The sequence below is a fragment of the Enterococcus sp. AZ048 genome, assembly GCF_051715125.1.
Classification (GTDB): Bacteria; Bacillota; Bacilli; order Lactobacillales; family Enterococcaceae; genus Enterococcus_A; species Enterococcus_A gilvus.
This window is the reverse complement of record NZ_JBIOTD010000002.1, coordinates 281,920-306,856: the sequence shown is the minus strand read 5'-3', so window position 1 is coordinate 306,856 and position 24,937 is coordinate 281,920. Positions and strand designations below refer to the sequence as shown.

24 protein-coding genes are annotated in these 24,937 nt (G+C 44.0%); 1 reads left to right on the top strand and 23 read right to left on the bottom strand.

The annotated features are described in order from the left end of the window. Positions 1–11: 11 nt before the first annotated feature. The 11 genes from IGI66_RS15380 to IGI66_RS15330 form a co-directional block, all read right to left on the bottom strand. The gene (locus tag IGI66_RS15380; RefSeq protein ID WP_438849485.1) at positions 12–1,856 is read right to left on the bottom strand and encodes a beta-glucoside-specific PTS transporter subunit IIABC; all 1,845 of its coding nucleotides are present in this window, start codon (positions 1,854–1,856) and stop codon (positions 12–14) included. A gap of 50 nt (positions 1,857–1,906) precedes the next feature. After that, positions 1,907–2,770 carry a PRD domain-containing protein gene (locus IGI66_RS15375; protein WP_438849484.1) on the bottom strand — a complete coding sequence of 288 codons (864 nt, stop codon included), beginning with the start codon at positions 2,768–2,770 and terminating at the stop codon, positions 1,907–1,909. A 375-nt stretch (positions 2,771–3,145) separates the two neighbouring features. Then, positions 3,146–3,388, bottom strand: a complete 243-nt coding sequence (locus IGI66_RS15370; RefSeq protein ID WP_162787377.1) for an LPXTG cell wall anchor domain-containing protein — start codon at positions 3,386–3,388, stop codon at positions 3,146–3,148. Between the two features lie 29 nt (positions 3,389–3,417). Then, positions 3,418–4,011: a hypothetical protein gene (locus IGI66_RS15365; RefSeq protein ID WP_114525560.1), complete on the bottom strand. Its 594-nt coding sequence runs from the start codon at positions 4,009–4,011 to the stop codon at positions 3,418–3,420. Between the two features lie 24 nt (positions 4,012–4,035). After that, positions 4,036–4,566, bottom strand: a complete 531-nt coding sequence (locus IGI66_RS15360) for a hypothetical protein (protein WP_438849483.1) — start codon at positions 4,564–4,566, stop codon at positions 4,036–4,038. Positions 4,567–4,569: 3 nt separating this feature from the next. Further along, positions 4,570–6,855: a hypothetical protein gene (locus IGI66_RS15355; protein ID WP_438849482.1), complete on the bottom strand. Its 2,286-nt coding sequence runs from the start codon at positions 6,853–6,855 to the stop codon at positions 4,570–4,572. Between the two features lie 589 nt (positions 6,856–7,444). Beyond that, entirely contained in the window at positions 7,445–7,825 is a 381-nt protein-coding gene (locus IGI66_RS15350) for a hypothetical protein (RefSeq protein WP_438849481.1), read from the bottom strand. 355 nt (positions 7,826–8,180) lie between these two features. Beyond that, complete coding sequence (locus IGI66_RS15345; protein WP_438849480.1) at positions 8,181–9,617, bottom strand: glycoside hydrolase family 1 protein; 1,437 nt, start codon at positions 9,615–9,617, stop codon at positions 8,181–8,183. Beyond that, positions 9,610–9,972, bottom strand: coding sequence for a PTS lactose/cellobiose transporter subunit IIA (locus tag IGI66_RS15340; protein ID WP_010779195.1), 363 nt, complete (start codon positions 9,970–9,972; stop codon positions 9,610–9,612). Before IGI66_RS15340 ends, IGI66_RS15345 begins: the two co-directional genes overlap by 8 nt. Before the next feature lie 29 nt (positions 9,973–10,001). Next, positions 10,002–11,231 (bottom strand): PTS sugar transporter subunit IIC, encoded by a 1,230-nt coding sequence (locus IGI66_RS15335; protein ID WP_438849479.1) that lies wholly within the window; start codon positions 11,229–11,231, stop codon positions 10,002–10,004. Positions 11,232–11,254: 23 nt separating this feature from the next. Next, entirely contained in the window at positions 11,255–11,587 is a 333-nt protein-coding gene (locus tag IGI66_RS15330) for a PTS sugar transporter subunit IIB (RefSeq protein WP_010779193.1), read from the bottom strand. 131 nt (positions 11,588–11,718) lie between these two features. Here IGI66_RS15330 and IGI66_RS15325 point away from each other — a divergent pair, with 131 nt between their 5' ends. Continuing rightward, positions 11,719–13,638 (top strand): BglG family transcription antiterminator, encoded by a 1,920-nt coding sequence (locus IGI66_RS15325; protein WP_438849477.1) that lies wholly within the window; start codon positions 11,719–11,721, stop codon positions 13,636–13,638. Between the two features lie 53 nt (positions 13,639–13,691). Here the strand turns inward: IGI66_RS15325 and IGI66_RS15320 are convergent, their stop codons facing one another. The 12 genes from IGI66_RS15320 to lacB form a co-directional block, all read right to left on the bottom strand. Further along, positions 13,692–15,119, bottom strand: coding sequence for a PASTA domain-containing protein (locus IGI66_RS15320; RefSeq protein WP_438849476.1), 1,428 nt, complete (start codon positions 15,117–15,119; stop codon positions 13,692–13,694). Further along, a complete protein-coding gene (locus tag IGI66_RS15315) occupies positions 15,112–15,786 on the bottom strand; it encodes an ABC transporter ATP-binding protein (RefSeq protein ID WP_288227009.1) in 675 nt (224 codons plus the stop codon). Before IGI66_RS15315 ends, IGI66_RS15320 begins: the two co-directional genes overlap by 8 nt. 129 nt (positions 15,787–15,915) lie before the next feature. Next, the gene (locus tag IGI66_RS15310; RefSeq protein WP_438849475.1) at positions 15,916–17,382 is read right to left on the bottom strand and encodes an ABC transporter permease; all 1,467 of its coding nucleotides are present in this window, start codon (positions 17,380–17,382) and stop codon (positions 15,916–15,918) included. 57 nt (positions 17,383–17,439) lie between these two features. After that, positions 17,440–18,105: an ATP-binding cassette domain-containing protein gene (locus tag IGI66_RS15305; protein WP_438849474.1), complete on the bottom strand. Its 666-nt coding sequence runs from the start codon at positions 18,103–18,105 to the stop codon at positions 17,440–17,442. Continuing rightward, positions 18,105–19,373, bottom strand: a complete 1,269-nt coding sequence (locus tag IGI66_RS15300; RefSeq protein WP_438849473.1) for a hypothetical protein — start codon at positions 19,371–19,373, stop codon at positions 18,105–18,107. Before IGI66_RS15300 ends, IGI66_RS15305 begins: the two co-directional genes overlap by 1 nt. A 54-nt stretch (positions 19,374–19,427) precedes the next feature. After that, positions 19,428–20,525: a sensor histidine kinase gene (locus IGI66_RS15295; protein WP_438849472.1), complete on the bottom strand. Its 1,098-nt coding sequence runs from the start codon at positions 20,523–20,525 to the stop codon at positions 19,428–19,430. Further along, on the bottom strand, positions 20,516–21,184 hold the full coding sequence (locus tag IGI66_RS15290) for a response regulator transcription factor (protein WP_314575137.1): 669 nt from the start codon (positions 21,182–21,184) through the stop codon (positions 20,516–20,518). Before IGI66_RS15290 ends, IGI66_RS15295 begins: the two co-directional genes overlap by 10 nt. Positions 21,185–21,513: 329 nt before the next feature. Further along, complete coding sequence (locus IGI66_RS15285) at positions 21,514–21,684, bottom strand: hypothetical protein (protein WP_438849471.1); 171 nt, start codon at positions 21,682–21,684, stop codon at positions 21,514–21,516. 8 nt (positions 21,685–21,692) lie between these two features. Then, entirely contained in the window at positions 21,693–22,364 is a 672-nt protein-coding gene (locus tag IGI66_RS15280) for an SDR family oxidoreductase (protein ID WP_438849470.1), read from the bottom strand. 115 nt (positions 22,365–22,479) lie between these two features. After that, the gene (gene lacD / locus IGI66_RS15275) at positions 22,480–23,463 is read right to left on the bottom strand and encodes a tagatose-bisphosphate aldolase (protein ID WP_438849469.1); all 984 of its coding nucleotides are present in this window, start codon (positions 23,461–23,463) and stop codon (positions 22,480–22,482) included. After that, entirely contained in the window at positions 23,426–24,400 is a 975-nt protein-coding gene (lacC, locus tag IGI66_RS15270) for a tagatose-6-phosphate kinase (protein WP_438849468.1), read from the bottom strand. Before lacC ends, lacD begins: the two co-directional genes overlap by 38 nt. A 12-nt stretch (positions 24,401–24,412) precedes the next feature. Continuing rightward, entirely contained in the window at positions 24,413–24,928 is a 516-nt protein-coding gene (lacB, locus tag IGI66_RS15265; protein ID WP_086304984.1) for a galactose-6-phosphate isomerase subunit LacB, read from the bottom strand. Positions 24,929–24,937: the final 9 nt, after the last annotated feature.

The window sequence follows — 24,937 nt, the reverse complement described above, 5'->3', positions numbered from 1 at the left end:
CTTCCTCCGTATTATACGACGACTGTTAAGCAGTCCTCTTCATTATTCACGCTTAAATCACTTGTGGGTAACACATCTAAATAATCGGCCGTATTGGTGATCACCGTAATCACGACCGGATCGTACCCGTCGTCGCGAATAGCTGCCATATCGGCTTTAAGAATCGTATCCCCGACAGAGACCATGTCTCCTTGTTTCACAAAGGATTCAAAATGCTTGCCTTCCAATTCAACCGTGTTGATTCCGATATGGATTAGGATCTCTACACCATACTCTGTTTTGATTCCGATCGCATGATTGGTAGGAAACAAACTCACGATTTCGCCATTGACAGGCGCATGGATCGTATCCTCTGCTGGTTCGATCCCTAACCCTTTTCCTAACGCGGATGAAGAAAAAGCTTTATCATCCACATGGCTCAGCGCCACATTTCTCCCCTTCACTGGCGCTTTGATCAATAATTTTGTCACTGCCTCCGCGCCGTTCTCACTAGGATCTGTTTGCTTCGTCGCTACTTTTTCGTCATCCGGTATCCCCAAGATGAAGGAAGCGATCCCAGCTCCTACAAATCCGATGATCACAGCAATCAGCATCATATAAAAGTTCCGATAATTGCTTTCACCGATGAAAGAAGGAAGCCCCAAGATTCCAACCGGTGCATAGCCGACAACCTTCATCATCCCCGCGAACAATCCACCCAATCCGCCTCCAATAGCAACGGCGATGTAGGGGCGACGATATTTCACGAATACCCCATAAACAGCTGGCTCCGTCACACCCATGAATGCACTGAAGGCTGTCGTCGCGAATAATTGTTTTTGCTTTTTGTCCTTTGAGCGGAAGAAATACCCTAAAACGGCGCCGCATACTGCAATATCTGAAATGACCCATGCTGCGGTAAATACTGGATCGTAGCCTAACGTCGCATAAGAGTTCATAAAGATCGGAATAATAAAGTTCCCTGCGCCGATCGTGATCAAGAACGGCTGTAAAGCTGCGTAGAGCATCACGACACTCCAGCTGCCAAAAGTATTGCCGATAAAATCAAAGATAAAGTTCAACCCATCACCGATATACATACCTAAGGGTCCGAATAAAATCAACGTCACTGGCAGCGTGATGATCAACGTCAACACGGGACTAAAGAAATACTGCAAAGCCTTTGGAATGATTCTATCCAAGCCTTTCCCAACATATTTCATGAAAATAATGCTTAAAATAATCGGGAAGAACGAATTAGAATAGGTTGTCTCCGGCAGGCTCAAGCCAAGAAAATCCAAGCCTTTAGCACCATTGATCGTGTCTGACATCAAAGTCAAAGCGATCGTGACAGCCAAATATTCATTCACTCCTAATTGACGGCCAAAAGAAATCGCGATCAATACTGGTAAGAAAAAGAACACCGATTGACGAATCGCATCTAAGATCAGATAGGTCGAACTCTCCGCAGATACGACTCCAGTCAAAGAGACTAACGATAAGATCCCTGCCAACAAACCAGCAGCCATGATGGGGATCAGGATGGGCCCCATTGCCTCCGATAAGACACGCAGCGCCATCGTGACAAACTTTTCTTTTTCACCGTTTCCCTGCGCTTTTTCACCACCCGTCAATCCCAAAAGCCGATTGATCTCCGGTCGAATCTCCTGTACTTGCGTCCCTATGATGACTTGGTACGCGACATCATTCGATACGACGTCGATAACATCAGGCAATTCTTTGATTTCTTCTGTTTTTGGGATCGACCGATCGTTCAATTTAAAACGCAGGCGCGTCATGCAATTCGTTACGCTTTGAATATTTTCTTTCCCGCCGACCAGCTCGATCAGTTGTTTTCCAAATTTTTCATAGCTCATTTTTTTCTCCTCACTTTTCACAGTGACAGTCACTGAGCCTCACTACACACTCAGATGCTGTCTTCTTCTCGTTTCGTTACACGCTGGATGTGGAGCATCAAATACGCTTCCTCATCATCAGACAATTCCTTTCCAAATGTGTCTCTAACATAGATACGTATTTTGTTCACGCAGCTATAGGCTTCTGGATAAAGCTTCCGAATTTGCCGATTGAGCTCAGTCTCATTTGATGTAAAGGCCTCGTTTTTGAACATACGAACGATGAAATACTGCAAGTGGGTCACTAACCGAATGTAGTTGATGCTCTCCTCTTCAAAATCCAATCGAAAGTGATATTTAATGATGGACAAAATGTCTCGAACCGCCTCCATCATTTTCATCATGGTGTCATCCTCGCTGCCTTTGTTTTGCAGGTTGATAAAATGCAGGGCGATCGAAACGGCTTCTTCATTCGGACAGGTCATCCCTATTGCCTTCTCCATCAAGCCTACCGCGTACAAGCCGATCTTATAGTGATCCGGATAGAATTTCCGAACCTCCCAATCTAAAGGACTCTTTACGATCTGCTGCTTTTTCAGACGCTTGATTGCAAAATCAATATGATCCAGCAGCGCCAGATACAGATAATCAGAAACATCCTTCTTGATTACTTTCTCCCCATATTCAATCGTCTCGGTCACGATTTGAAGGTATTCCTCTTTGGTATTCGAAAGTAAATAGCTGAAATGCTCCAATTTGTCATGGGAATCTAACACATACGTCTTTTGAATCTCTGCCTCTGCGATGCCGTCCCCGACTTTGTGCTTGAAGGCCACTCCTTTTGAGTAAACAATGATTTCATTCCCGCGAGCTTGGTTATTGCTCCCTTTTTTTACAATGGCTACATTATTGTTTAGAATTTGACTGATGATCATGCTTTCCCTCCTTTCCAACAAAAAAACTCAAACTACCTGGGGATAGCGAATTTATCCCAAGGTAATTTGAGTTCTGCCTGCATTATCAGTAACATACTCAAAGCAGCAACTACCACCGTTGCTTTGATTTAAGTTTTCTCACTATTATTGTACGGGAGAAAAAATTCAGTGTCAACCGTTTTTTAAGCGCTACCATCCCTTCTTTCTCGGAACTAGACGGTGTTCAAAAAGAGCCTTCTATTAAAAGAAAGACCTCTCCTGCTTCTTTAAACCATTAAACAAAAAAACTCGAAGTGTTGAAGTCACTAAAGTCTTCAACGCTTCGAGTTTCTCTTCCACTGAAAGCCAACGAGGGCCCGTCAGTTTATTTCCTATCTATTGAGCTTCACTCTTCAACTGCTGTCTCATATAAATAACGATTGCGAGTAAGATCAGCAGAATTCCTAAGATCAAAAACTCATTTTCCATTCTTTCGCCTGTTTGGGGGTAATACTCATTTCGCGTAGTCGCGTGGATCACTTCTTTAGGCTTTGAACTGGGGGAAGCAGCCTCAGGCTCTGGAACAGACGATTCAACAGGCATGTTCAAGGTCCCTGTAACTTTGATCGTATCATTCATCTGCATGGCCTCCCGAAATTATCCTTTGATTACCAGCCAACAGACTCAAATTCAAGTGTCATATCAAAGTTATGATTGACGGTAGCAGCTAAGTCTTCATTGACTGTTCCTTCATAGCCGTAAGTCACTGTTTTCAGATTTGAACCGTCCGTATCTCCTTCTAATAATTTTCCTTTACTGTTGGCTAATCGATGAATCGTCGTAGGGGAACCTGATTGATCAACCTCTTCACCACCAGTGATGATAGCAGGATTTGTAGTAAATCCTCGTAATGACACGTCGTAATCTACATCAGTAGTGCTTGAACCCGCGTCTTTAGTCAATTTACTGAATTTGATGTCCACTGGACGTCCTGAATTATTAGTGATCGTGTAGTCTGGTGATTTGATCGGCGCGTTTGCTTTAGTATTCGTACTATAGAAAATCGTTTCTGTCGGCAATGTGACATTGATCCATGAATCTTCGCCTTCCACGATTTTTGCCTCTTCATCTGTATTGTCCATCCCTAAAGTTCCGTTGATCGGAATTTCGCCGGATTCTTCTCCAACAATATCTGTTGCTCCTACTGGTACTGCTAAAAACATCAAACTTGATAACGCTACTAAACTGATAAATTTTTTCATCTCTCATCTTCCTTCCAAATGGTATTATTCTACATGAAATGTGATTGCTGCCGCGACTTGGCCGCGTTTTTCCTTGGTAGTATCGTCATAAATACTAAAGAGTGCAGTTGCCTGATGTTCCCCCTTCTCCAATTTTTTTTCTAAGGTTGCTCCTTTTATTTCATAACCCGGTTGCATCGCCCCCGAGGTATAAACCAAATCATTTGACCCTTTTAAACGAATTTCGACATTGATGGGATGACCATTGTGCGCCGGATTCTGAATGAATAGATCGCTTGTCATGTCTTGATTGACTGTTGCGGTTGGCGCGATCACCATATTGAATTGACTCGCGTCGACTTTTTTCTGAGCCATGTTTTGAAGTTCTTTTTCCGAGATTTTTGAAGCATCTTTCCCGTCTGGTAAAAATTCGCCGCTGACCACGGTCACAGGTGTATCTGGTTGGTTAAAGTGCTGATAGACGAAATAGCCGCCAACACTCAACAGTAACAACAGAAGTAAAAGTAACAACAGTCGTTTCCGCTTGTTTTCTGGCTGTTTATTGAGTTCCTCCATGCGTTAATCCTCCGCTCTTTCAAATTTCAATGTCATTTTATAGGCCACGTTGACCTCTCTTCCCCCCGGTCCGTAATACTCGCCGGCGAATCGGAGCTCGCTGCGTTCATCTGTATCCAATTTACTGATGGGAACATTGGATAGATCCGTTTTTAGTGTCGTCAGTTGCTCCCGGTTTTTAGTCAGCTCCAACCACAGATCTTTCGTATTGTTTGTTTGAGGACCGTCCACCAGTTCAACATTTCCATTGCTTTCCTCTTCAAAGCTTGCCATTGACACATCGACAAAATAAGCGCTGTTATTTTTTACGGCATAGCTAGGTGATTGCACATACAAATTGCCTGACTCGTCCATCTCCGTCGTGAAAAACATCGACGTTGGGATCGACACGGATAACAGACTGGATTTTGTGACAAATGGCACGCCGTACCACTCACTATCCGTGGAATCAAAATTGGTTTTTAATTGAACATACAGCCAATAATCTGTTTCAGCATCTAAATCCGTAAATTCGAGTTTTGACGTAAGGGCGTCGCTTGCGAGTGTCTTTTCCTCCACCAAATCCGAATCACTGTCCTGCTTCAGGTCGTCTGGAGATTTTTCCTTGTCGTACAGACGAAAGATAGCCTTCGTTATTGTATTGCTATTTGAGAGGTAGTCGCTTATAGTAAACGTCGCCGTCGTATCTCTGATGACACTTCTCACATTCAACACGACCGACGGATTCGGCAGCCGTTGAAAAATCATGCTCGTTGCTCCTCGGATCGCGGTTTTTTCCTCTGTGGTAAAGTCCGCTCGAGTGGAAGCGTTCGACAATGTAAGATTTGTGCCATTCGAAGTAATCTTGTCCCTCGCTTGGACTGTACTCGCGATTGGCTCGCCATTCGCTGTGATCCCGTAGCTTGTAACATCCGCTATAAAGTCGCTGAAAGTAAAGCCGGTATTTAGCGGCTCGCCACTTCTAGTTCCCGACACATTGAAGGTCATTCGAAGGGCATTGTCCACGACAAAGTTTTCCGGCGGGATGGTACTGCGAAAAATCCTGCTGTCATTCGTCGATTTCAAATCGAGCGTTGCCCCTTTCCCTACTTTGAGTGTGGAATCGCTGCTGATATTGATCGCATTTCCAAAGGTCATTGCCACCTTTGCCTGATCTTGAATGTCAAAGGAAACATTACGACTGTTATTATTTGAAAAATCCGTCTCCCCATTGATTTTTAAATTGGCGTTTTTTCCTACGGTGAACCTTGCACCGTCCGCTGATATTTCAGCGAAATCAGGCGAGTTGGTAGTAAAATCAACCTGCGCGTTTTCTTCTAATTCAAAAATAAGTTCACCATTCGCTCGTACCGCACGAGCGTAACCTGTGCTGTGACGCACCATTGTCTGACTATCTTTTTTAAAAAGATAGTTGTTGGCCTCCGCAAATTCTTGTGCGGAAGTACCATTGCTTACTCTAAAATCGTTGATTCCTGAGAAAATAATTTTTCCGCCAGTGTTCCGATTATAAAACGGCTGTGCTCCTCTGTTCGAATAATACTTCACATTCTCGACTTCCAAGGTGACATTCGTTTGTCCAAAAATTCGGCAAAAGCCATAATATTCATCTGCTGGAACGGTAAAATCGGTTGAGCCGAAAGTGATGTTTTTAAACGTCACGTAAATACCCGCCGTGTTTACTTCAAATGCACGTGAAGACGTATAGGAGACCGTTCGTCCGTTGCCATCGATCGTCATGCTATTCGTGATGCCGATTCTGCCACTGCTTGTGAGAGCAAACACTTGATTAGGGTCGCTTGCAGGAGCCAGCTTTATATGACTGACCTTATCCACTTCGATCGCTGTTTTTAATTCACTTTCATTTTCGACGATACGCGGGCTTTCTGCTGTTCCTTCACCTACTGCCTGTACACCAATTGCGAAAGTTTCCGCCTGTTCAACAGAAGAATCTGTCGTTTCTTCCGTTGATGCCTCCGTTGCTTCAGAACTGGAAGCAGTTGCCTCCTGCTCCTCTCCCGATTCGTTTTTTGCAGCTGCGAACTCGATGGTCGCTGACGCCTCCGTAGACGCGGTCGTTTTTTTGGTAGCGCCATCATCCGCGGACAGGTCCTCTAAAAATTCATCAGAACTAGTGAGCGTCTTTAAGCTTTGTTCATTAGATGCTGTTGTTTCATTATGCTCCGATCCTTCTGGTGTTCCTTCTGCATGAACGCCTATCAACGAGCTGCCGTTGCAAATAAATAACAGGGAAACAAGGACGATCCCAGTTGCTTTTTTAACAAATACCATGAATTCACCCACCCCCTTCAACTTCATTTAATTTTTATTATTTTAGAATGACTCTTTCTTAATGAGCTTTATTCGTTAATTTAATATTATTATATGCTCTTAAATAACACAAATAATATGTTCAAACTGGATTGCCATACGGTTTTTATTCAGTTATAGAACATTATATTCTTTAAAGAAGCATATGGAATGCTTTCAAAATTTTATTTTCCAAAATAATAACAAAAAAGTCACCCTCATTAGAATTTTCTTTCTATAAATAAGTAAAAAACCTTTATTAAATCGAAATCTAACCGTAAAATGTATAAATTTTTGTGGTTTATTAATAGTATTCTTCAATATAAACGTTTTCGTCGTTTTTCAGCGAATTAAAAACAGTCGTTATTTAAATTATTGCTTTTTATTTCCACTTCTTAGCGGAATATCGCTTTTAAGCTCATAAAAAAACTCAACGAACTAAGAAATGAACAATCATTTCTTAGCGCGTTGAGCGTTTATCCTCGCAGGATAATCCGTATTTTTACACTTTATTCGTTATTTAAATTTTCTTGTCGTTTAGAAAAACTGAAGCGATAATCGTCCGTAAAGCTTACGGCAGATATTCCGTCGTATCTCCTAACTTAAAAATTTTCGAAGAAGAGATCACTGCTTTTTTCTTTTTCAAAGGATCGTTGGCTGTCTCTGGCAATTGTTTTAACGGGTCTTGCTCCAGTTCCTTGATCCCTTCATTTGTCGTTTGATTATTTGTCACCGCTTGGTCTTCGTCGGGTTTCTTAGAGGACTTCACTGAATTCTTTTTCACCTTTTCAGTTTCTGGAAGTAGTTTTTTACTGGTAACGGTCACATTCAATCTGGTCTGATAGGCATATTGGTAAAGAAAAAAACTTCCGCAGCTAACCAGCAGCAGTATGAGCGAGATCATCAACGTCGCTCGGCGAATTTTATCCTGTTCCTCAGTTGTTCCATCCATTGCTAAAAACCCCCATTTGCAAAATACAAATAAATGATATTTTCTATTGTTTTAATATTAATATAGTTATCGTTATAATGCAAATAATTATTTTATCGCAGATATAAATATACTTATGTTTCGATTATACGAATACGTTTATAGCCTTTATTTCCATTTTTTTAGTTATCGTTTGGTTCATACTGCCCTTAGCCCACTACCCTTAAGTGCTGCTAGGAAGCTTTTATGCCCTTTCTACAGTAAATCATTCTGCTTTTAAATCCGTAAACAATAAACATTTTTCGATATATTTCGGATGAGGCTGGAAACAAACAAAAAAACCTAACGAGTCTCCTCGTTAAGTTCTCTTAAATAATCAGTCCAGCGAGTCGCCATTGCTTTGGATCACCTGTTGGTACCAAGCAAAGCTGTCTTTCTTCAATCGTTTTCCGCTGCCTTTTCCATAATCATCAAGGTCCACATAAATGAAGCCGTACCGTTTGCTCATCTCGCTGGAAGAGCAGCTAATAATATCGATCGGCCCCCAAGCATAATACCCCCGCAGGTCTACGCCGTCTTTGATGGCTTCTTTCATCGCCTTCAGGTGGTCGCGGTAATAGTCGATGCGATAGGAATCGTGGATCGCCCCTTCTTCCAGCTTATCGAAATAGCCGATGCCATTTTCGGTGATATAGATCGGGCATTGGTAGCGATCATAAAACTCGTTCAATGCGATCCGCAGGCCAACGGGATCGATCGTCCAGCCCCAAGGGTTCGCATCGAGCTCCTTGTTGCGATGGGGTCCTAAGTCTTTGGCGTAAGAATCCTCATCGCAGATCTGCGTATAATAATAAGAGAAGGACATGAAATCTGCCGTATGCTTCAGTGCGTCTTCGTCGCCCTCTCCGAAGACGACCGTGATTCCCTTGTCTTCAAAATAACGGAAAGCGTAGCCTGGATAATACCCCCGCAGCAAAACATCCGCGTAAAAATATTCCATTTGATTGAGCTTGACGGTCGCCAACACATCCTCCGCCTTACAGGTTGCGGCATAGGAAGGTCCGCTGCACAGCATCATCCCGATCTCGTTGTCTGGATAATTTTCATGGGCGTACTTCGTAATCAGAGCGCTCGCGACCATTTCATTATGAACGCCTTGGTATTTCGCAGACAGCAAATCGTCTACGACATCCTCTCCGATCCCTAAGTGGTTGAACGATTCATGGATGATCAAATTGATCTGATTGACCACGATCCATTTTTTAACTTTAGTATGGTAACGATCTAAGATCACCTGACCATAGCGAACAAAGAAATCAATGACTTCCCGTGAATACCAGCCCTTGTATGCTGTCGTCAAATGAAGCGGAATCTCGTAATGAGACATCGTGATCATCGGCTCCATCCCATTTTCCAAGATGGCATCAAAGAGGTCATCATAAAATTTCAAACCCGCCTCATTGGGTTCTGTTTCGTCGCCGTTTGGAAAAATCCGCGACCAGTTGATCGAGGTACGGAAGGTTTTTAGGCCCAATTCCGCCAGCAATTTCAGGTCATCTTGATACGTATGGTAAAAATCGATGCCCCACCGTTTGGGAAAGATCCGATCCTCACTTGCCATCGCATCTTTTACATAAGCGATCGTCGTTTCCATGTTTGATTTTTTCTCTAAGGCGACATCGTCACGAAATTCATTGATGTCCGCCACACACCAGCCTTTGCCATCCACATCCCAAGCACCTTCTGCCTGATTTGCTGCGATCGCACCGCCCCATAGAAAGTCTTTTGGAAAACCCTTTGGTGCTTTATTCATCTTCGCTTCCCCCTTGTATCTGCTGTTCGATCTGTTGGATTCGCTGATCGTAGGTTTTAAAAATAGCCAGCATGCGTTTGGCAATATTCAATTCACTATAGATCGTCATGAGCGTATCCTGCGCATGGGCAAAGAGCACCGAATAATGACCTTCCTCGCCGGAAGTTTCTGCCGTGATCGCATCCGTCTGGATATGATGCGCCTGCACGATCTCTTCGTTTGCTAAAACCATTTTTTCCTCTGCGGTCTCAAAATCACTGGTCTCGATCGCTTTTAATGCTTCCATGCAATATTTCCGCGCATCACCAGCGTGCAAGATGATCTGCATCGCGTCTTGAACTGTCTGCTCGTTCATTCTTTATCAACCCTTCTTCCAAATTTAACTTAGGCCTTTTTCGCAGCCTCTGCCTCTTTTTCCATCTCCTGCTTTTCGTAGGCTTTAAAGAACGGGTACCAAATCGCAGAAGCCACCACGAAAATCAACACCATCAATAATAAGCCAGACACCGAGCGGGTGGTCAGCCACGTAGCGATCGGAAACGGACAGTACCACATCTGGAACATCTCCATCGGGATCGGCGCAAACGCGATCACCTTAGTTAGCAGCCAAACGATCAGCGGTAAAATAATCCCCTGCAGCCACATCGGAATCATCAACAGCGGATTCCACGCAACGCAGCCAAACACGATCGGTTCATTGATGTTAAACACAGTTGGTGCCACCGATGCCGTCCCCAGCGCTTTTAATTTTTTCGATTTGGAGCGCATCAGCATGAAGACCAACGGCATCGTACAGCCGATCCCGCCAATCCACAGATACGCAGAGTAAATCGTTGGGTCCGTCACTAGATTCGTCGCCGTTCCATCAATGTTCGCTTGGATCGCCGCCAATAAAACGGGATTCAATACCGGCGTCAATACCCACGTCGAGATGCCCAGCGAATAAAGGAAGCACACCACAAACAGCATCAAAGAGAAGCCCCACGGCGTTTCGACGATATTTTGCAGCGGCATGAAGAGCGCCAACACAAAATTGTACACATCGAACCCGACGATATCGACAACGACCCATCCAACAACGACCACGATCCCGATCGGCAGCATCGCGTCAAACCACGAACGTACAAAGTCCGGGATCACGGATTCCTCACTAAAGAAAGAGAATTTTCCGAATAGATTCAGCACGAAGCCGGCAAACAGCCCCGCCACGATGGCCACGAACATCCCGCCAGCGCCTAATGCGCTGTGGTTGAACCCCGGTTGCCCATCCGTGATGACCTGCGGAGTAATAATGATCAGAAATAAAATAATGCCTGCCATCCCCGCGTTGATCCGCTGCTTCCGCAACCGTTTCTTTTCCATTAAGTTAAAGGGAATCAAGAAAGAGATCACTAACGAGATCATCCCCATCGTCCACCCGAATGGCGTCCAGAAATTCGGCAGCCAAGGGAAGTAGTCGTTCAATATCGCCAACATACAAAAGATCGACCCTAAGAAAATCAACGGCAGTGCCTGCATGATGGAATCCTTCAATGTCACGATCCAAACATTGTTGTTGATTTTGTTCATCCTTGGGGTAAAGCTTGTTTCTAGCCAATGGATCAAAGAATTCATTTTTATACCCTCCTATTGTAGAACTAGCCCATCTCTTCCAACAAATGCGTCAACGCTTGTTCGCCATCCAACGTCGCGTAGTATTCCGGCTTCATCAAAATGACCTTCACTGGCGCATCCCCAACAAATTCCTCCACCTCGTCTAAGATGTAGGCTAAATGCGGCCCCACCATCAAGGCATCGATCTCCTCAATATAGTTTTCGATCTCACTTTCGCCTCGTGCCGTGATCTTCAACTCAATGCCCTTCGCTGACGCCGCCTTTCTGATATTCGCCGCCATAAACCCTGAGCTTGCTCCAGACCCGCACACTAGTAATACATTTAACTTTTCCACGTTGATTCCTCCCATTTCCATTCACATTTTCCTTGCTTGTTTGTTTCTAAAAAGCTTTGTTGATAGCGCTGCCATCTATAGGTATACTATAGGAAAATCCCCACGGTGAAACAACTATTTATTTGCACCGCAGCGGTGAAGGAGGTTTTCTTTTGAAGGTTAAATATTTACCCTTTTTGCGCTATTTGAACGAACAGGAAACGTGGACGCCCTCAAGTCAGTTGGCTGAGAAGTTTTCCCTATCCAAACGAACCATTAAATCCTATATTTCTGAGATTCAGCAAAATGAGCCTGGATTGATTCTTTCCTCCAACAAAGGCTATCGCGTGGACACTCTTCGTTTGAAGGCCGTCCAAGAAGGCATCCAAGTGGGCATCCCTGAGACACCCGCAGAACGGATCGCCTATCTCCTATTAAAACTGACAGCCGCAGAAGAGGCGCTTTCCATCGAAGACTTAGTCGCAGAATTGTACGTCAGCGAGTCGACGCTAATGAAGGACATCAAGAAAGTGAAGAAGAAATGTGCAGAACAGTCTCTTGAGCTGGTGCAATCCAACGATTCTCTACGTTTGATCGGCACTGAAAAAGCCAAACGCCAGTTGATCCATACGATTTTGCTTTCCGAGTTGGATCAAAACTTTGTCGACATCTCGAAGCTGCAGGAAAGCTTTACGGATTTTGATTTGGATTACATCAAGGAGATCGTGGCTGAGATTTTCGCGAACTACAATTTTTTCACCAACGATTATGCCCTGACCAATATCATTATTCATTTGGCGATTTCAATCGACCGTATGAAAAGCAATTTTCAATTTTCTGGAGCAGAGCATCTGCCCCCCAGCTCGGTCCCACCGCTGATCAATCAGATTGCTGAAGACATCGCCGGCAAACTGGCTGCTCATTATGACCTGCACTTTCCGCAGGAGGAAATTCGGGATCTGGCTTTATTGATCTCCGCCAACGGGACGAATGTCAATTTTACCCAAATCTCGAAAGAAGAATTAGCTGAAGTCGCCGATCAACGCTGTATCGATCTCGTGTCGACGATCCTAGCCAAGGTCTCAGAAATCTACTTTATTGATAACAACGAACCAGAATTTCTGATCCGTTTTACGCTCCATATCAAAAACCTGTTGTTCCGTTTAGACAACGGGTATTCCTGTAGAAACCCGATGACCGAGACTTTGAAAAAAGAATGCCCCCTGATCTACGATTGCGCCGTTCAAGTCTCACATATTATTCAAAAAGAACTTGATCAGACGATCAACGAAGACGAGATCGCCTACATCGCCTTTCATTTAGGCTATGCCTTGGAAGTGCAAAAACAGCGCACTACCAAGATCAATTGTGCGCTGCTGGTGCCTCTCTATTACAATATGAACATCCAAGTCATGGAAAAATTGCAGAAGCATTTTGGCGATGACTTGGACATCAAAAATATCCTGACGAATGAAAAAGAATTGCGGCACGTGTCGACCGAGCTGATTATTTCAGCCGTCAAATTGAAGCAAGTGACTACTACTCCCTATGTCATGATCAACCCCTTCTTCACCTTAGAGGATCGGCAGCACGTCTCCGAGAAAATCTTTGACATCAAAGAAAAGAAACGAGAGGAACAATTCAGCAAAAATCTCTTGTCCCTCGTCAATAGCGACCATTTTCTCCATTTGAAGAAGAAGACCACAAGTACGGCTCTTTTGAAGCGCATCTGTCAGCAAATGCAGCAGGACGGCTTTGTAGACACGGATTTTTTCACACAGATCATGGAACGTGAAGCGCTCTCCTCCACTGCTTTTGGACCTGTAGCGCTGCCCCACACGTTAACGATGGATGCCCACCAGACAGGAATCTTTATCGTCGTTGCACCGAATGGGATTCAATGGGGCGAACAACTCGTCACTTTGGTCTTTCTGATTTCGATCAATTACCACAACCGTCATATTTTCCGAGAGATTTTCGATGACCTGGCGATGATCTGTACGGACGAACAAAATGTCCATCGCTTGAGTCAGTTAGATTCTTTTGAAACCTTTGTCGAGAAACTTTCCCAATGCTTCGTCACGATTAAATAACAAAAACTCGAGCCACCTTAAAAAAGGAGGATCGAGTTTTTCTTTGTTGCACATTACTGGCTGGGCGTTTCTGGATTATCTGATTTTTCTGGTGCTTCTGGCGTTTCTCCGCTTTGATTATTTTTATTTGGAAAACTATTTGGTGCTGATCCTAGATTTCCTAGACTGATATCGATTGATACGGTTAGATTTAACGGAACATAATCACTGAAATGACTCATCCCAACGACCGTGCCTTTTGGCTGGTCAGAATCAACGCGCCGAATCACATAGTTGATAGCGGCGCCCTTCGATTGAAACTCATCGTGGAAGTATTTTTGCAGTCCGCCTTCCACCATCGTTCCTCGCAGGTCCTTCATATAGGGCTGCCCTAATGAATACAGCACTTTGATCGTTAAATTGTCCTTTGCACTCAGGACTTTCCCTGCTTCTTCACTTTGGGAAACTAACTGACCATAAGGAAGATTGTCTGTGTAAATGCCCTTGGCTTGAATCTGCACGCCCTCCAAAGCTGAGCCTGCGTCTTCCAAGTTATAGTCAGAAAAATTAGGAACGACATAGCCTTTCCCTAGCGAAATCGTCACGCGCATTTTATCCTTTTTGGCGATTTTTTGATCTTTTGGAATACTTTGTTCCATGATACTGTCCACTGGAACATCGTTTGACGTTTTTTCTTCATAAGTCAAATCGATCTCATTGTTTTTTGCCCACGTCTCGACCTCGCTGCGGGGCTTCCGCTGGAAATCAGGAACTTTGATGTCCTTTTGATAGGTTTGAGGGCCTTTTGAAAAGAATACTTTAGCGGCTTCTTTCCGTTGATAGGTTTCTGGCTTCACCTCCGCATTCGCGATCTCAGAACGGATCGGCCGGCCTTTTTCGATGGTGTCACTGTACTCTTCGATCAAAGAAAGATTGTCCGCCTTCTTCTCCTTGATCCATTGCTCCACCTGCTGCTTATTCATCTTCATAAAATCTGGCAAAGGGATTTTTTCTTTAGGATCTGCACCCAGACTGTTCGTTATGTTGAGCACGCCCCCTTTTTTAATCCGCGAGCCGGCCTTTTGCTGCTGAGCTAAAATCGTATTGGGCTCTTTCGCTAAATCATAGGATTGCTTGACCTTGGCCTTGACTTTGTTTTCCGAAGCCCAGACCTGCATATCCGTTACGTTTTTCCCAATAAAATTTGGAACCTTGATGTGGGTCTGCTGATAATAGAAGACACCTATTGCTAGGCACGCCGCGAAAATGCCAACCATCATTAAACGCCGTTTTCTTTTTTTCTGTTTTTTGTAATCCGGATCGATCTCTACGTCATCATTTTTTGTCCTGTTTCTTCGCTTTATCGGTGGTTCAGGAGATTCTTTTCTTTTTGTCGAAAGGTCTTCCTGTTTCGATTTCTGCTCCACCTCTTTCGGCGGTTCCTTTACCTGTTTGCGACGATCATAATTATCACCATGAAAATTTGATAGAAAATCACTCATATGGCAACAGCTCACCTTGATTTAAATAGAAGGTTTCATCCGACTGACGGGCTATTTCTCTGGAGTGAGTCACCACGATCACACATTTATTATGGATCGAAGCCAATTCTTTGAAGATCGTCACGATCTCTTCTTCCATTCCGACATCTAAATTTCCCGTCGGTTCATCGGCAAGAATAATATCCACATTCGTCGCCAATGCCCGCGCGATCGCGATTCGTTGTTGTTCACCACCAGAAAGCTGATTAATCAGGCGGTCAGCCTTCGCTTTGGTGATCCCGATATAATCCAAAAGATTATAGGCGATCTCGGTCGTGTCCTTCGGCATTTCATTGTCGGTGATCGCCATCGCTACCAGCACATTTTCCAGTCCAGTCAAGTATGGTACCAAGTTGTAATTTTGGAAAATAATACTGACATCGTCACGGCGAAATCTTTCATACCCAATCTGCCTGATATCTTCTCCGTTATATAAGATTTCACCAGAAGTCGGTGCATCCAACGCGCTGATTAAGGATAGGAAAGTGGTCTTTCCCGAACCTGATTCGCCTAAGATCGTATAAAACTGACCTTTTTCAAATTTCACTGAAGTATCCTGCAAGATCATCCGTCGTTTTCCGCCATCTTGATAGAAATAATTTAGCTCTTTCGCTTCTAAAATTGTCATTATCCATTCTCTCCTAATTCATATTGAGGTGCTCATTTTTCTGACGACCCTCATTCCACTATGATGTTTCAACTTGTCTTTCAAGTTTTCTATTTTGCAAGAACCACCGTAAAAAGTAGAACAAATACCCTACATCATGATTTTCTTAGGATTCAACCGCATCACATACGTCAGCGGTAAAATCGCCGATACCAAAATCGTGCCGATACCAGCAGCAAAGAATGTAATGAAGTAAGCCATAGAAAAACGCACCTCATAATTATTTAGAACATCTTCATTGGTCAAATTTGAATCTAGGACCGATGATCCCCCACCTGTCATAATGACTTGATTGCCGACATTTTGAGCGACCTGCTCCATCTTATCGCCAGCGATCAGAGATTCTGAAACAATTTTCCCTAAAATATTTCCTGTAACGAGTGACACCAAAAGTGCCGCAATACTAATCACCAATAATTCAGCGATTACTTGTTTCATGACATTTTTCCGCTGTTCCCCTAGAGATAGATAGATGCCCCATTCATGCCTGCGGTCTTTCATAAACAGCACCACGACCAGCGAGATAATCATCAAAGAAGCAAGAATGGCTAGCAAGACAACGTAACCAGAAATTTTGGACAAGCGTTTGACACTTGCACCAACTTTATCGAATTCATCCGAAGACGCGACTGTTTTGTAGCCATCTGGTAATAGCGGCTTGATTTCTGCTTTGAATGCGGCAACATCATCTGGCGATTTCAACGTGAAGACTGGTAAAACCTCTTCGCCCATGCCTTCCGCCAATTCGGGCGACATATTTTCAATTTCTATTTTATTGATCTCACGGGCTAAGCCATTCGAGACGAAGGCCGTATTATACTGATCCAGCTCTATCATCTGTTTGTTTATGGCATCTTGTCCTTGATTGTCGTTTTTCTTTTTATCTAAAGTTATTGGTTCAAATAAGCCAACGATCTTAATGCTATGTTCCGTTGAATCCTGCGAATCCAATGTACCGTCATCTTTCGGCAATAGTGTGACTGTATCAAGCAGCATTTGATCGCCAACGGATAGTCCGTTTTCATCGGCAACTTTTTTGGAGATTAATGCAACAGGCTTCTTGCCTTCAAGTTCCTCCTTAGTCAACATTCGGCCATCAACCAGTTTGACTTTTTTATTTTTGAAGTCCATCGGTTCTGTACTGTTGCTGCCCTTCAGCACCATGGACTTATGAGGACTAGTGATTTGCATATCGCCCTCTTGTTTCATTTCATAGGTTTTGAATTTTTTTACGTTAAGATAGGTTAAATAGCTATAATCATAGTCCTTCACATAAGGCGAGGCCCCCATTTTCTTGATAGTCTCTTCCTTGAGTCTTTCTGGCCCTTTGATGGCTGAACCGCCACTATTTTGGCTCATCAATTTATCGAGGTCTAACTCCGGCGCAACAGTCGCGCCTAATTGCTGCTTCATTTTTTTCTCAACATTCGCCGTGGACTGCTGAATCGCGATCGCTCCGGCGATGACATTTCCTAAAACAAAAATAACTGCAAATAGAATCAAGGACTTTCCTTTGGTTCTAAAAATACTATTTCTCGCTCGTTTCCAATAATTCATCGTAGCATCCTTCCTGTCAGAGAACTTGGATGATTGGAAAGCGCGATCAGATCATGGTTACTGTTCTTTAATAAACAGGAGTTTTCCTCCATTGAGTCCCCATAATTCATCCGCAAATTTGACCGATTGTAGTGTTTGAGTCGTAAAGACTAAACATTTTTCCTGTTGTAAACACTGTCTTCGTAATCGCTCCATCGCGAAGGAGACACCGCATTCGCTAAAAACGACCTCGGGTTCATCTACTAAAAGTAATTGAGCAGTTTTTTTGGCTAGTAATTTAGCTAACGCGACTAATTGCTGGTCTTTTTCCGATAATTTTTTCAACGGACGTTTTAACTGATGTTCTTGCAAGCCGACTGACAATAACACTTTCGTCAATTCCTCTTTGTCAGACTTCCCGCCAGACAATAAGACTTCCATCTCCAAATTTGCCAATGCTGAATCCCGCAACAAGCTGCCTTCTCGAAACAAACAAGCAACTTCCCGTCCGCGGTAAGTATTTCGATCCAGTGAAGCCAGCTCTTTTTCAGCAAACGTTAAGGAACCGTTTGAACAAACTGCCAGCCCTGCCAAAAGTGCTAAGAGCGTACTTTTCCCACTGCCAAGATCGCCAATAATCTGATAACTTCTGCCCGTTCGAAAGCTGCCATAAAGAGCAGCCAGCGTTTTAATCTCAGATTGTTCGTATTGATAATCAACCTGTTCCAATACCCATTCAGTCATTATTTCGACACCTCCTGCAAGGGCTTACTGACGATTTTTACGATTCGAAAATTGATCAGCAGCAACATGGTAATCAGACAAACACCTAAAAAAAGCAGTTCGGCGTGGTCGAACCAGCGGCTTGCTTCGAGGGTCTCCTCATTAACCTTGGGAAACACCCACTCTACAAAAGGCTCTTGATGAGACAATTCCCGTTGCAGATTAATCAGCCATTCACCCGTGATCCAGCGGCTCAAGCGTAGTGAGACGATAGAGGCACCTGCCCCGATCCCGAAAGTAAGCAGAGTGCTTTCCAGCGAACCACTTAACGCTAGCGTCCTTCGATCCATTCCCATCAGGTGCAAGGTGTAAAAATCTTGCCGCCGATTGATCGCCCGTTGATAGATCAAAGCGATCACTACGATTCCCAGTATCAAAGCCACGATCAGACCATTGAATAGCAGATCGAGCGTGTCATTAAATGACTGGAATAGACGCAGTGACCAATTTTGACCGATCAACGAATACTCTTCAAAGGACTCTGATTCTTTAAAGACTTTTACAAATTTTTTCAGTTCCTTTTTACCAGTAAGTTGGAACATCACCATTGAATATGTCGGAAGAATACTCTCCTGTATCGCTGCGCCTGTATCCCAGTTGATCAAAACAGGGCTGGAAAAGCCCTCTCCTTCTGCATTGGCAAATTCAGCGATTCCTGTGATCGTTACTTTTTGTTCTTGCCCCTTGGCTCCCAACGAGAGGGTATCGTTTAGCTTCAGCTTATTTTCCTTGGCAAAATCTCTGCTGATGACACAAGTATTCCTGTCGATCGGTGCAGTCCCTTTCAGTTTTTCCGTCTTTTTGGCTAAAAGTTCTTTTAATGAGTCCTTATCCAGCATGGTGATCGCTAAATAGTTTTCCTGATTCTTTTCTGGCGGAAAACTAGTGTAGTCCTTAGTCGGTTGGCCGTTTCCTTTGGGTTGCACCAATGTAGATGGAATAATCCCTTGCGCGTTCAATTGACTTTTCTTTACATAAGACAAGTTTTTTAATTTTTCATAATCGGTTGGTTTCAAATTTTTCGCTTGTTCGGTTTGATTTAAATCTTTTACACCTTTGACTACCACCGCTGCCTGTGCTCGGTAATCTGAGAAATAGGCTGTCGCTGTTCGATAGATTTTCAGCATTGAAAAAATAATCAGCAGAATCAACAAAATCATACCGCCTATTTTCAAATGACTGGAACGGTTGCGTTTAAGATTTAGCCAAGCATGTCGGATGATGATCATCGCTTTCGTCTCCTCCTATGAGCGTATAGTAGCAAATGCAGTGTTAACTGAATGTTAACCCACACTGGGAAAACTTAAATAAAAGGTTGAGCCGAGTTTTTCCTCGCTTTCTAAATAGACGAACCCGCGACACAGTTCACAAACATGCGAAACCACTGATAATCCGATACCATAGCCATCTTGCTTTAGACCGTGCACACGATAACGATGGGAAAAAATCGCTGGCTGCTTCTCTTGTGCTATACCGATCCCACGATCCTTTACTTGAACGACCACACTGCCATTTTTGTTGGTAATACTGACAGTCACCAATTTATCGTTTCCATATTTGATCGCATTATCAACTAAATTAGAAACGGCGCGGTAAATCCAGCGGTCACGTCCACGGATCATGGTCGTCTCATTTTCATCGAATTCAAACAGCAGATCAGGATAGTTCTTTTTATATGCATCGCAGACCTCGGCGCAAACTAAAGAAACATCCACGACTTCATCTCCAAGATCAGCCGTATTGTTGGAGAGTGTGAGAATATCGTCGATGCTGTCTGTCAAACGATCCAACAGAGTAAGATTCCCTTGATTGGCTTCTTGCTGGCGTTCGATTTCTAGATTCGCTCGTAAAATCGCGATGGCATTCTTTTGTTCATGGGTCAGATAACTATTCAAGCGGCGATAATCCTCTAAATGACCATCGAATTTATCTTTTAAATTATTGAAAGCTTCGCTCAGCGCCTCATCCTTCACCGTGTTTTCCGGCAGCTGATCAATAAAATTCAGGTCATGAGTGATGGCCAATATCTGATTCGTGTATATTTTTCGCAGGAGCAGCCAAAGCAAAAACGTCAACAGTAAAACCGCCAAACAAATAACTAGAGCCATCGTGGGCAAGTATTTGAACAGCTCGTCTTGATAGGCTTTTTCAACCATTGAAATGGTGACGGGCATGTCTTTCCCCGAATCGGAGACCTCATCCCGAGCTTTTGTTTGAACTAGCGTGTTCTCCTCCATGAAATAGACATCCCCACCAAAGTCAGAGGTGACACTGACTCCTTCGACATTATTACGCATGAAGAAAAAGCTGACCAGGATCACCCCGGTCACCAACAGGGAGAACAGCAGCATCGTCAAAGTCATTTTCAGATTTAGTCGCATATTTGGTACCCCTTTGCTCGAATTGTTTTTAAGACTTCCCTGCCTGCCGCTTCAGCGAGCTTCTTTTTCAGCCGGGCCAAATGGACCCGTAAAACGGAAGAAAACGGATCGAAATCTTCATCGTACACGTGCTCAGCAATTTCCTCAGACGAGACCACTGCCGGATGACGCTGCGCAATGCACAATAAAATATCAAATTCCTTTGGTTTTAACAAAATTTCTTTTTCCTGATAACTGACTCTTCGGCACACTGGATCTACTGTCAATCCGCCTATTGATATCTGAGGGAGTGCGCGTCCGTGGTACCGACGAACGATTGCACGCAAGCGTGCCTTCAATTCCAGCAGCTCAAAGGGTTTGATCAAATAATCATCTGCCCCGAAGTCCAACCCCTTCGCCCGCTCTTTTATTTCGTCACGTGCGGTGATAATGATGACCGGGCTCTCCATTTCCTCTTTTCGAAGGCTCTGCAAAACATCCAAGCCATCCTTCTTCGGCAAATTCAAGTCCAGCAATATGCCATCATAAGAATTTACGAGTGCCTTTTCCTCACCAGATTCCCCATCATGAGCCAAATCCACCGAAATATTTTCCTGCTCTAAGCCCTTTTTCACCGATAATGCCAATTCACGATTGTCCTCAACTACCAATACACGCATCTAACGTCACTCTCCATTTAATGAACTTAACGACTCTTATTCTGTTTAGAATAGTACAGTCCCTTCACCAAAGTCTATTTCCTTTTTGTGAAGATTTTTAGATTTTTGTCATTAATGGGTATATTTTTGTAAAAAATTCATAAAAAAAGACGACGCTTTGCTCTTTATGACTATTACTAAATCGCCGACCTGACGGATCGTCATCCTGTGCAACCTTCATCGAGGAACAGTCAGCAGATAATCAACCAAAACCAACAGCTGATTTCGCTGCATCCTCTTGATTTTCGCAGCAAAAAAGGCTGAGACGCGTGTTCGTCTCAGCCTTTCTACTAGTCTTCATTCATTTTTTTCTTCACGTAATCGGTAAAGCTCGTTGGTTCATGACCTAACAGCCAACCCAGCACATTGGTATTGCCATCGAGGCCCCAAGTCGAATAGGAATACGCCAATTGTTTGAAGCCCTCTCTGAAATAAAGATCTGTCGCATGGATCTGATCCAAAAATTCATCTACCTCCATATAAACGGCTGTTGCGTTTTCCCAGTGATCTGATTGAAGGTTTGGACTAATTCCTTTGGTGAATAGGCTTCTGTGCCGACCAATTCATAGGTCGCCTTGTTGTGTTTCGCTGGATCGGTCAATACCTTGACCACGACCTCGCCTACATCCTCCGTCGCGACATAGCTGATTTTACTGTCCACGTCGTAAAAGATCTGATACTCCCCTGTCTCCCCTACCATCTTCGGATTGAAGTTGTGCATATAATGCATCGGCTGTAGGATCGTATACGAACATTGTTTTTCCATGCCTTTGTAGATCAAATATTCTTCTACATCTCGTTTTGCCGTATGCTGCAGCAAGCTGGTGAGGATCGGATGGGTCACTGAAATGAAGACAAAATGCTGAATCTTGTGCTGGATCGCCTTGTCTACCATCCGCTGACCGATCAACGCTTCTTGTGCTGAGAAGAGCGGTGGGATATGCACCACCATCGTCGCCTCCTCCATCAGTGCATCAATATAGGAAAGGTCTGTCAAATCACCTACCATCGCCTTCTTGATTCCCGGTAATTCGTTTACTTTTGGATTGATATCTGCCGCCAATACATCCAGACCCGCTTCTACCAGCTTTTTCACCATCACGCGCCCAGTATTTCCTGCTGCTGAAGTGACTAAAATCATCGTATTCCCTCACTTTCTTAATTTGTATGCCCTTACATTTTATTGTATCATTTTTAGCGGATATCTATGCGAAAAAGAGACTATGAGCCAGTTTCAGCCCATAGTCTCCCTTTTTTTACGATAGTGTCGCTGCCAATTCAGCAACAGGTGTCGCAGTTTCTTTCAATACGGCATTCAATTCTTCGATGTTTTTACGTCCTTGGGTGTTCATCCAAGCAATCGCTGCTTCTTTTCCTTCAGTGATGTAGCTTTCCACACCATCTGCCCAAGTCGCACGACCGCAAAGCACGCCATTAAAGGTAGAGCCTGCCTCTTTTGCAAAGCGCAGCGTTTCTTGGAAAAGTTCTGCTTTCACGCCGGCACTCAAGAAAATGAAAGGCAAGTCGGTTGCCTCAGATTGTTCTTTGAAGAAGTTTGCTGCCTCCGCTTTCGTATGGATCACTTCTCCGCTGGCATAGCCTTTGACAAAGTTCATATTCACGGGGACTTCTACCTTCAGTACATCGACGCCGTAGCGAGGATCGGAGAATTCCTTCATCATTTCGATGACCTTATGCGGTTTTTTGATGGCATATTCCTTGGAAGTCGCATCAGCGATCGTTGCGTCATAAGATACCAATTCCAAGAAGAAGGGCAGATTCTCCGCTTGGCATTCAGAGCCGATCCGTTCAATAAACGCGTGTTTTTGATTGTTGATTTTCTCAGCTTCATCGACATCGTAGTAAAGCAGGAATTTGCAAGCATCCGCGCCCGCTTCTTTAAGACGTTTGACAGACCAAATGGACAATAAATCGGGTAACCGACCCGGTGTAGAGGCATCGTAGCCTGTTTTTTCGTAAGCCAATAGTAGACCGGCATTTTCTGCCCGAACATCCGCTGCTGGCAACCCATATTCAGGGTCCAGCAAAATAGAAGACGCATACTTCGTCAATTGTGAAGAGACGATTTCTTTAAATGCGATGATCTCCGCGTCCTCGGCTTCACTGCCTTTAAATTTAGTGATCATTTTCTTCAATGCGCCTCGTTGATCAATCGCCAACGCGCCGATCACGCCGTCTTCATTACATAGTTGTTTGATATAGTGATTTTTTTCGTTCATTTCCAGTTCCTCCTACTTTCTCTACCTGAATTTTGTCTGCTAGTTTTTGATAATTCGCCAATGCAACACGCCCTGTTGTCGCTTCCTGTGCATTTAGCATTCCTAAGACATTGCCTTGCGTTAAAATAGCCTCATCCGACAGCCCCGCTTCAATCGCAGCGGTCAATCCTGCAACCGTAGCATCGCCTGACCCGACTGGATTCACTACCTCGATTTTAGGGATCGTCACCCGGTAAAAGGTGTCAAAGTGCTTCGCAAAAGCCCCTTGCGCCCCCATTGAGACCACGATCCACTCAATGCCTTCAAAAAGAGGTTCCTTCAATGCAGCCATCAGCTCGTCAAGATTGGAAGAAACTTTTCTGCCTAACAAATCCGCCAGTTCTTCTGTGTTGGGTTTGATCAGCTTCGGCTTCACTTTCCCTTTCAATACTGCCTTCAGCGCGTCTCCCGAGCAATCCAATATGACTGGCTTCTCTTTACAAACCGTCAGCATTTGACTATAAAAGTCTACGGGCAGGCCGGCTGGCAAGCTGCCTGAAATGGAGAGTATATCGGCTCTTTCTGCTAGTTGTTGAAAATGCTGCAAGAATTGCGTTGCTTCCTTCGGTGAAATTACCGGACCGCTCTCTAGGATCTCCGTCTGCTTGCCTTCATGCAGCACCGCGATACAATTTCGTGTTTCACCGCTGATTGGTTGAAAGTCATGGGGAATCTGGTTTTCGTCCAAGTCTTTTTTGATTTCCTCTCCAAGAAATCCGCCGATCAACCCGCTAGCAACCACCTCAGTATCTAATTGCTTTAAGATCCGCGTCACATTCAGCCCTTTTCCGCCGGCAGTTTTGCGAACATTCGTCACGCGGTTGACCGTATCCAATTGAAACGTCGTCAACGGATAGGAAATATCGATCGAGGGATTCATCGTAATGGTTAAAATCATGCCATCGCCCTCTTAATCGTGGTACTCGCCGCGATCCCATTTTTCGATGAATTCATCAAAGAAATGCGGATCGGACTGGCCGTCACTGGCTTTTTCCACGTGATCGATTTTAGCGATCAATTTTTTGTTTTCTTCTGTTTCTTGATATTCCGCGTTAATAAAGGCCTCTAAAATATCACAGATCAAGAATTCCCCTGTGATTCGAGCACCGAAGCCGATCACATTAGCGTTCAACTGTTCTTTTGAATAAATCGCAGTCGTCATGTCGCGAACCAACGCACTGCGCACGCCGGGTACTTTGTTGACGGCGTTGTTGATGCCGACACCTGTCCCACATAGACAAACACCGAGGTCTGCTTCACCGCTGGTCACGGCTTCGCCAACTTTTTTTCCATAGATCGGGTAATGCGTCCGTGTGAAATCATACGTCCCCATATCCAACACTTCATGTCCTTTTGATTTTAAGAAATCTGATACAGCCATTTTTGTATCTGTGACGATGTGGTCACAGCCAATTGCGATTTTCATTTTATTCAT

Bases quoted from the DNA above. Each gene is read 5' to 3' on its own strand.
- IGI66_RS15380 (WP_438849485.1), bottom strand. From the start codon at position 1,856: ATGAGCTATGAAAAATTTGGAAAACAACTGATCGAGCTGGTCGGCGGG.
- IGI66_RS15375 (WP_438849484.1), bottom strand. From the start codon at position 2,770: ATGATCATCAGTCAAATTCTAAACAATAATGTAGCCATTGTAAAAAAA.
- IGI66_RS15370 (WP_162787377.1), bottom strand. From the start codon at position 3,388: ATGAATGATACGATCAAAGTTACAGGGACCTTGAACATGCCTGTTGAA.
- IGI66_RS15365 (WP_114525560.1), bottom strand. From the start codon at position 4,011: ATGAAAAAATTTATCAGTTTAGTAGCGTTATCAAGTTTGATGTTTTTA.
- IGI66_RS15360 (WP_438849483.1), bottom strand. From the start codon at position 4,566: ATGGAGGAACTCAATAAACAGCCAGAAAACAAGCGGAAACGACTGTTG.
- IGI66_RS15355 (WP_438849482.1), bottom strand. From the start codon at position 6,855: ATGGTATTTGTTAAAAAAGCAACTGGGATCGTCCTTGTTTCCCTGTTA.
- IGI66_RS15350 (WP_438849481.1), bottom strand. From the start codon at position 7,825: ATGGATGGAACAACTGAGGAACAGGATAAAATTCGCCGAGCGACGTTG.
- IGI66_RS15345 (WP_438849480.1), bottom strand. From the start codon at position 9,617: ATGAATAAAGCACCAAAGGGTTTTCCAAAAGACTTTCTATGGGGCGGT.
- IGI66_RS15340 (WP_010779195.1), bottom strand. From the start codon at position 9,972: ATGAACGAGCAGACAGTTCAAGACGCGATGCAGATCATCTTGCACGCT.
- IGI66_RS15335 (WP_438849479.1), bottom strand. From the start codon at position 11,231: ATGAATTCTTTGATCCATTGGCTAGAAACAAGCTTTACCCCAAGGATG.
- IGI66_RS15330 (WP_010779193.1), bottom strand. From the start codon at position 11,587: ATGGAAATGGGAGGAATCAACGTGGAAAAGTTAAATGTATTACTAGTG.
- IGI66_RS15320 (WP_438849476.1), bottom strand. From the start codon at position 15,119: ATGAGTGATTTTCTATCAAATTTTCATGGTGATAATTATGATCGTCGC.
- IGI66_RS15315 (WP_288227009.1), bottom strand. From the start codon at position 15,786: ATGACAATTTTAGAAGCGAAAGAGCTAAATTATTTCTATCAAGATGGC.
- IGI66_RS15310 (WP_438849475.1), bottom strand. From the start codon at position 17,382: ATGAATTATTGGAAACGAGCGAGAAATAGTATTTTTAGAACCAAAGGA.
- IGI66_RS15305 (WP_438849474.1), bottom strand. From the start codon at position 18,105: ATGACTGAATGGGTATTGGAACAGGTTGATTATCAATACGAACAATCT.
- IGI66_RS15300 (WP_438849473.1), bottom strand. From the start codon at position 19,373: ATGATCATCATCCGACATGCTTGGCTAAATCTTAAACGCAACCGTTCC.
- IGI66_RS15295 (WP_438849472.1), bottom strand. From the start codon at position 20,525: ATGCGACTAAATCTGAAAATGACTTTGACGATGCTGCTGTTCTCCCTG.
- IGI66_RS15290 (WP_314575137.1), bottom strand. From the start codon at position 21,184: ATGCGTGTATTGGTAGTTGAGGACAATCGTGAATTGGCATTATCGGTG.
- IGI66_RS15280 (WP_438849470.1), bottom strand. From the start codon at position 22,364: ATGATTTTAGTCACTTCAGCAGCAGGAAATACTGGGCGCGTGATGGTG.
- lacD (WP_438849469.1), bottom strand. From the start codon at position 23,463: ATGAACGAAAAAAATCACTATATCAAACAACTATGTAATGAAGACGGC.
- lacC (WP_438849468.1), bottom strand. From the start codon at position 24,400: ATGATTTTAACCATTACGATGAATCCCTCGATCGATATTTCCTATCCG.
- lacB (WP_086304984.1), bottom strand. From the start codon at position 24,928: ATGAAAATCGCAATTGGCTGTGACCACATCGTCACAGATACAAAAATG.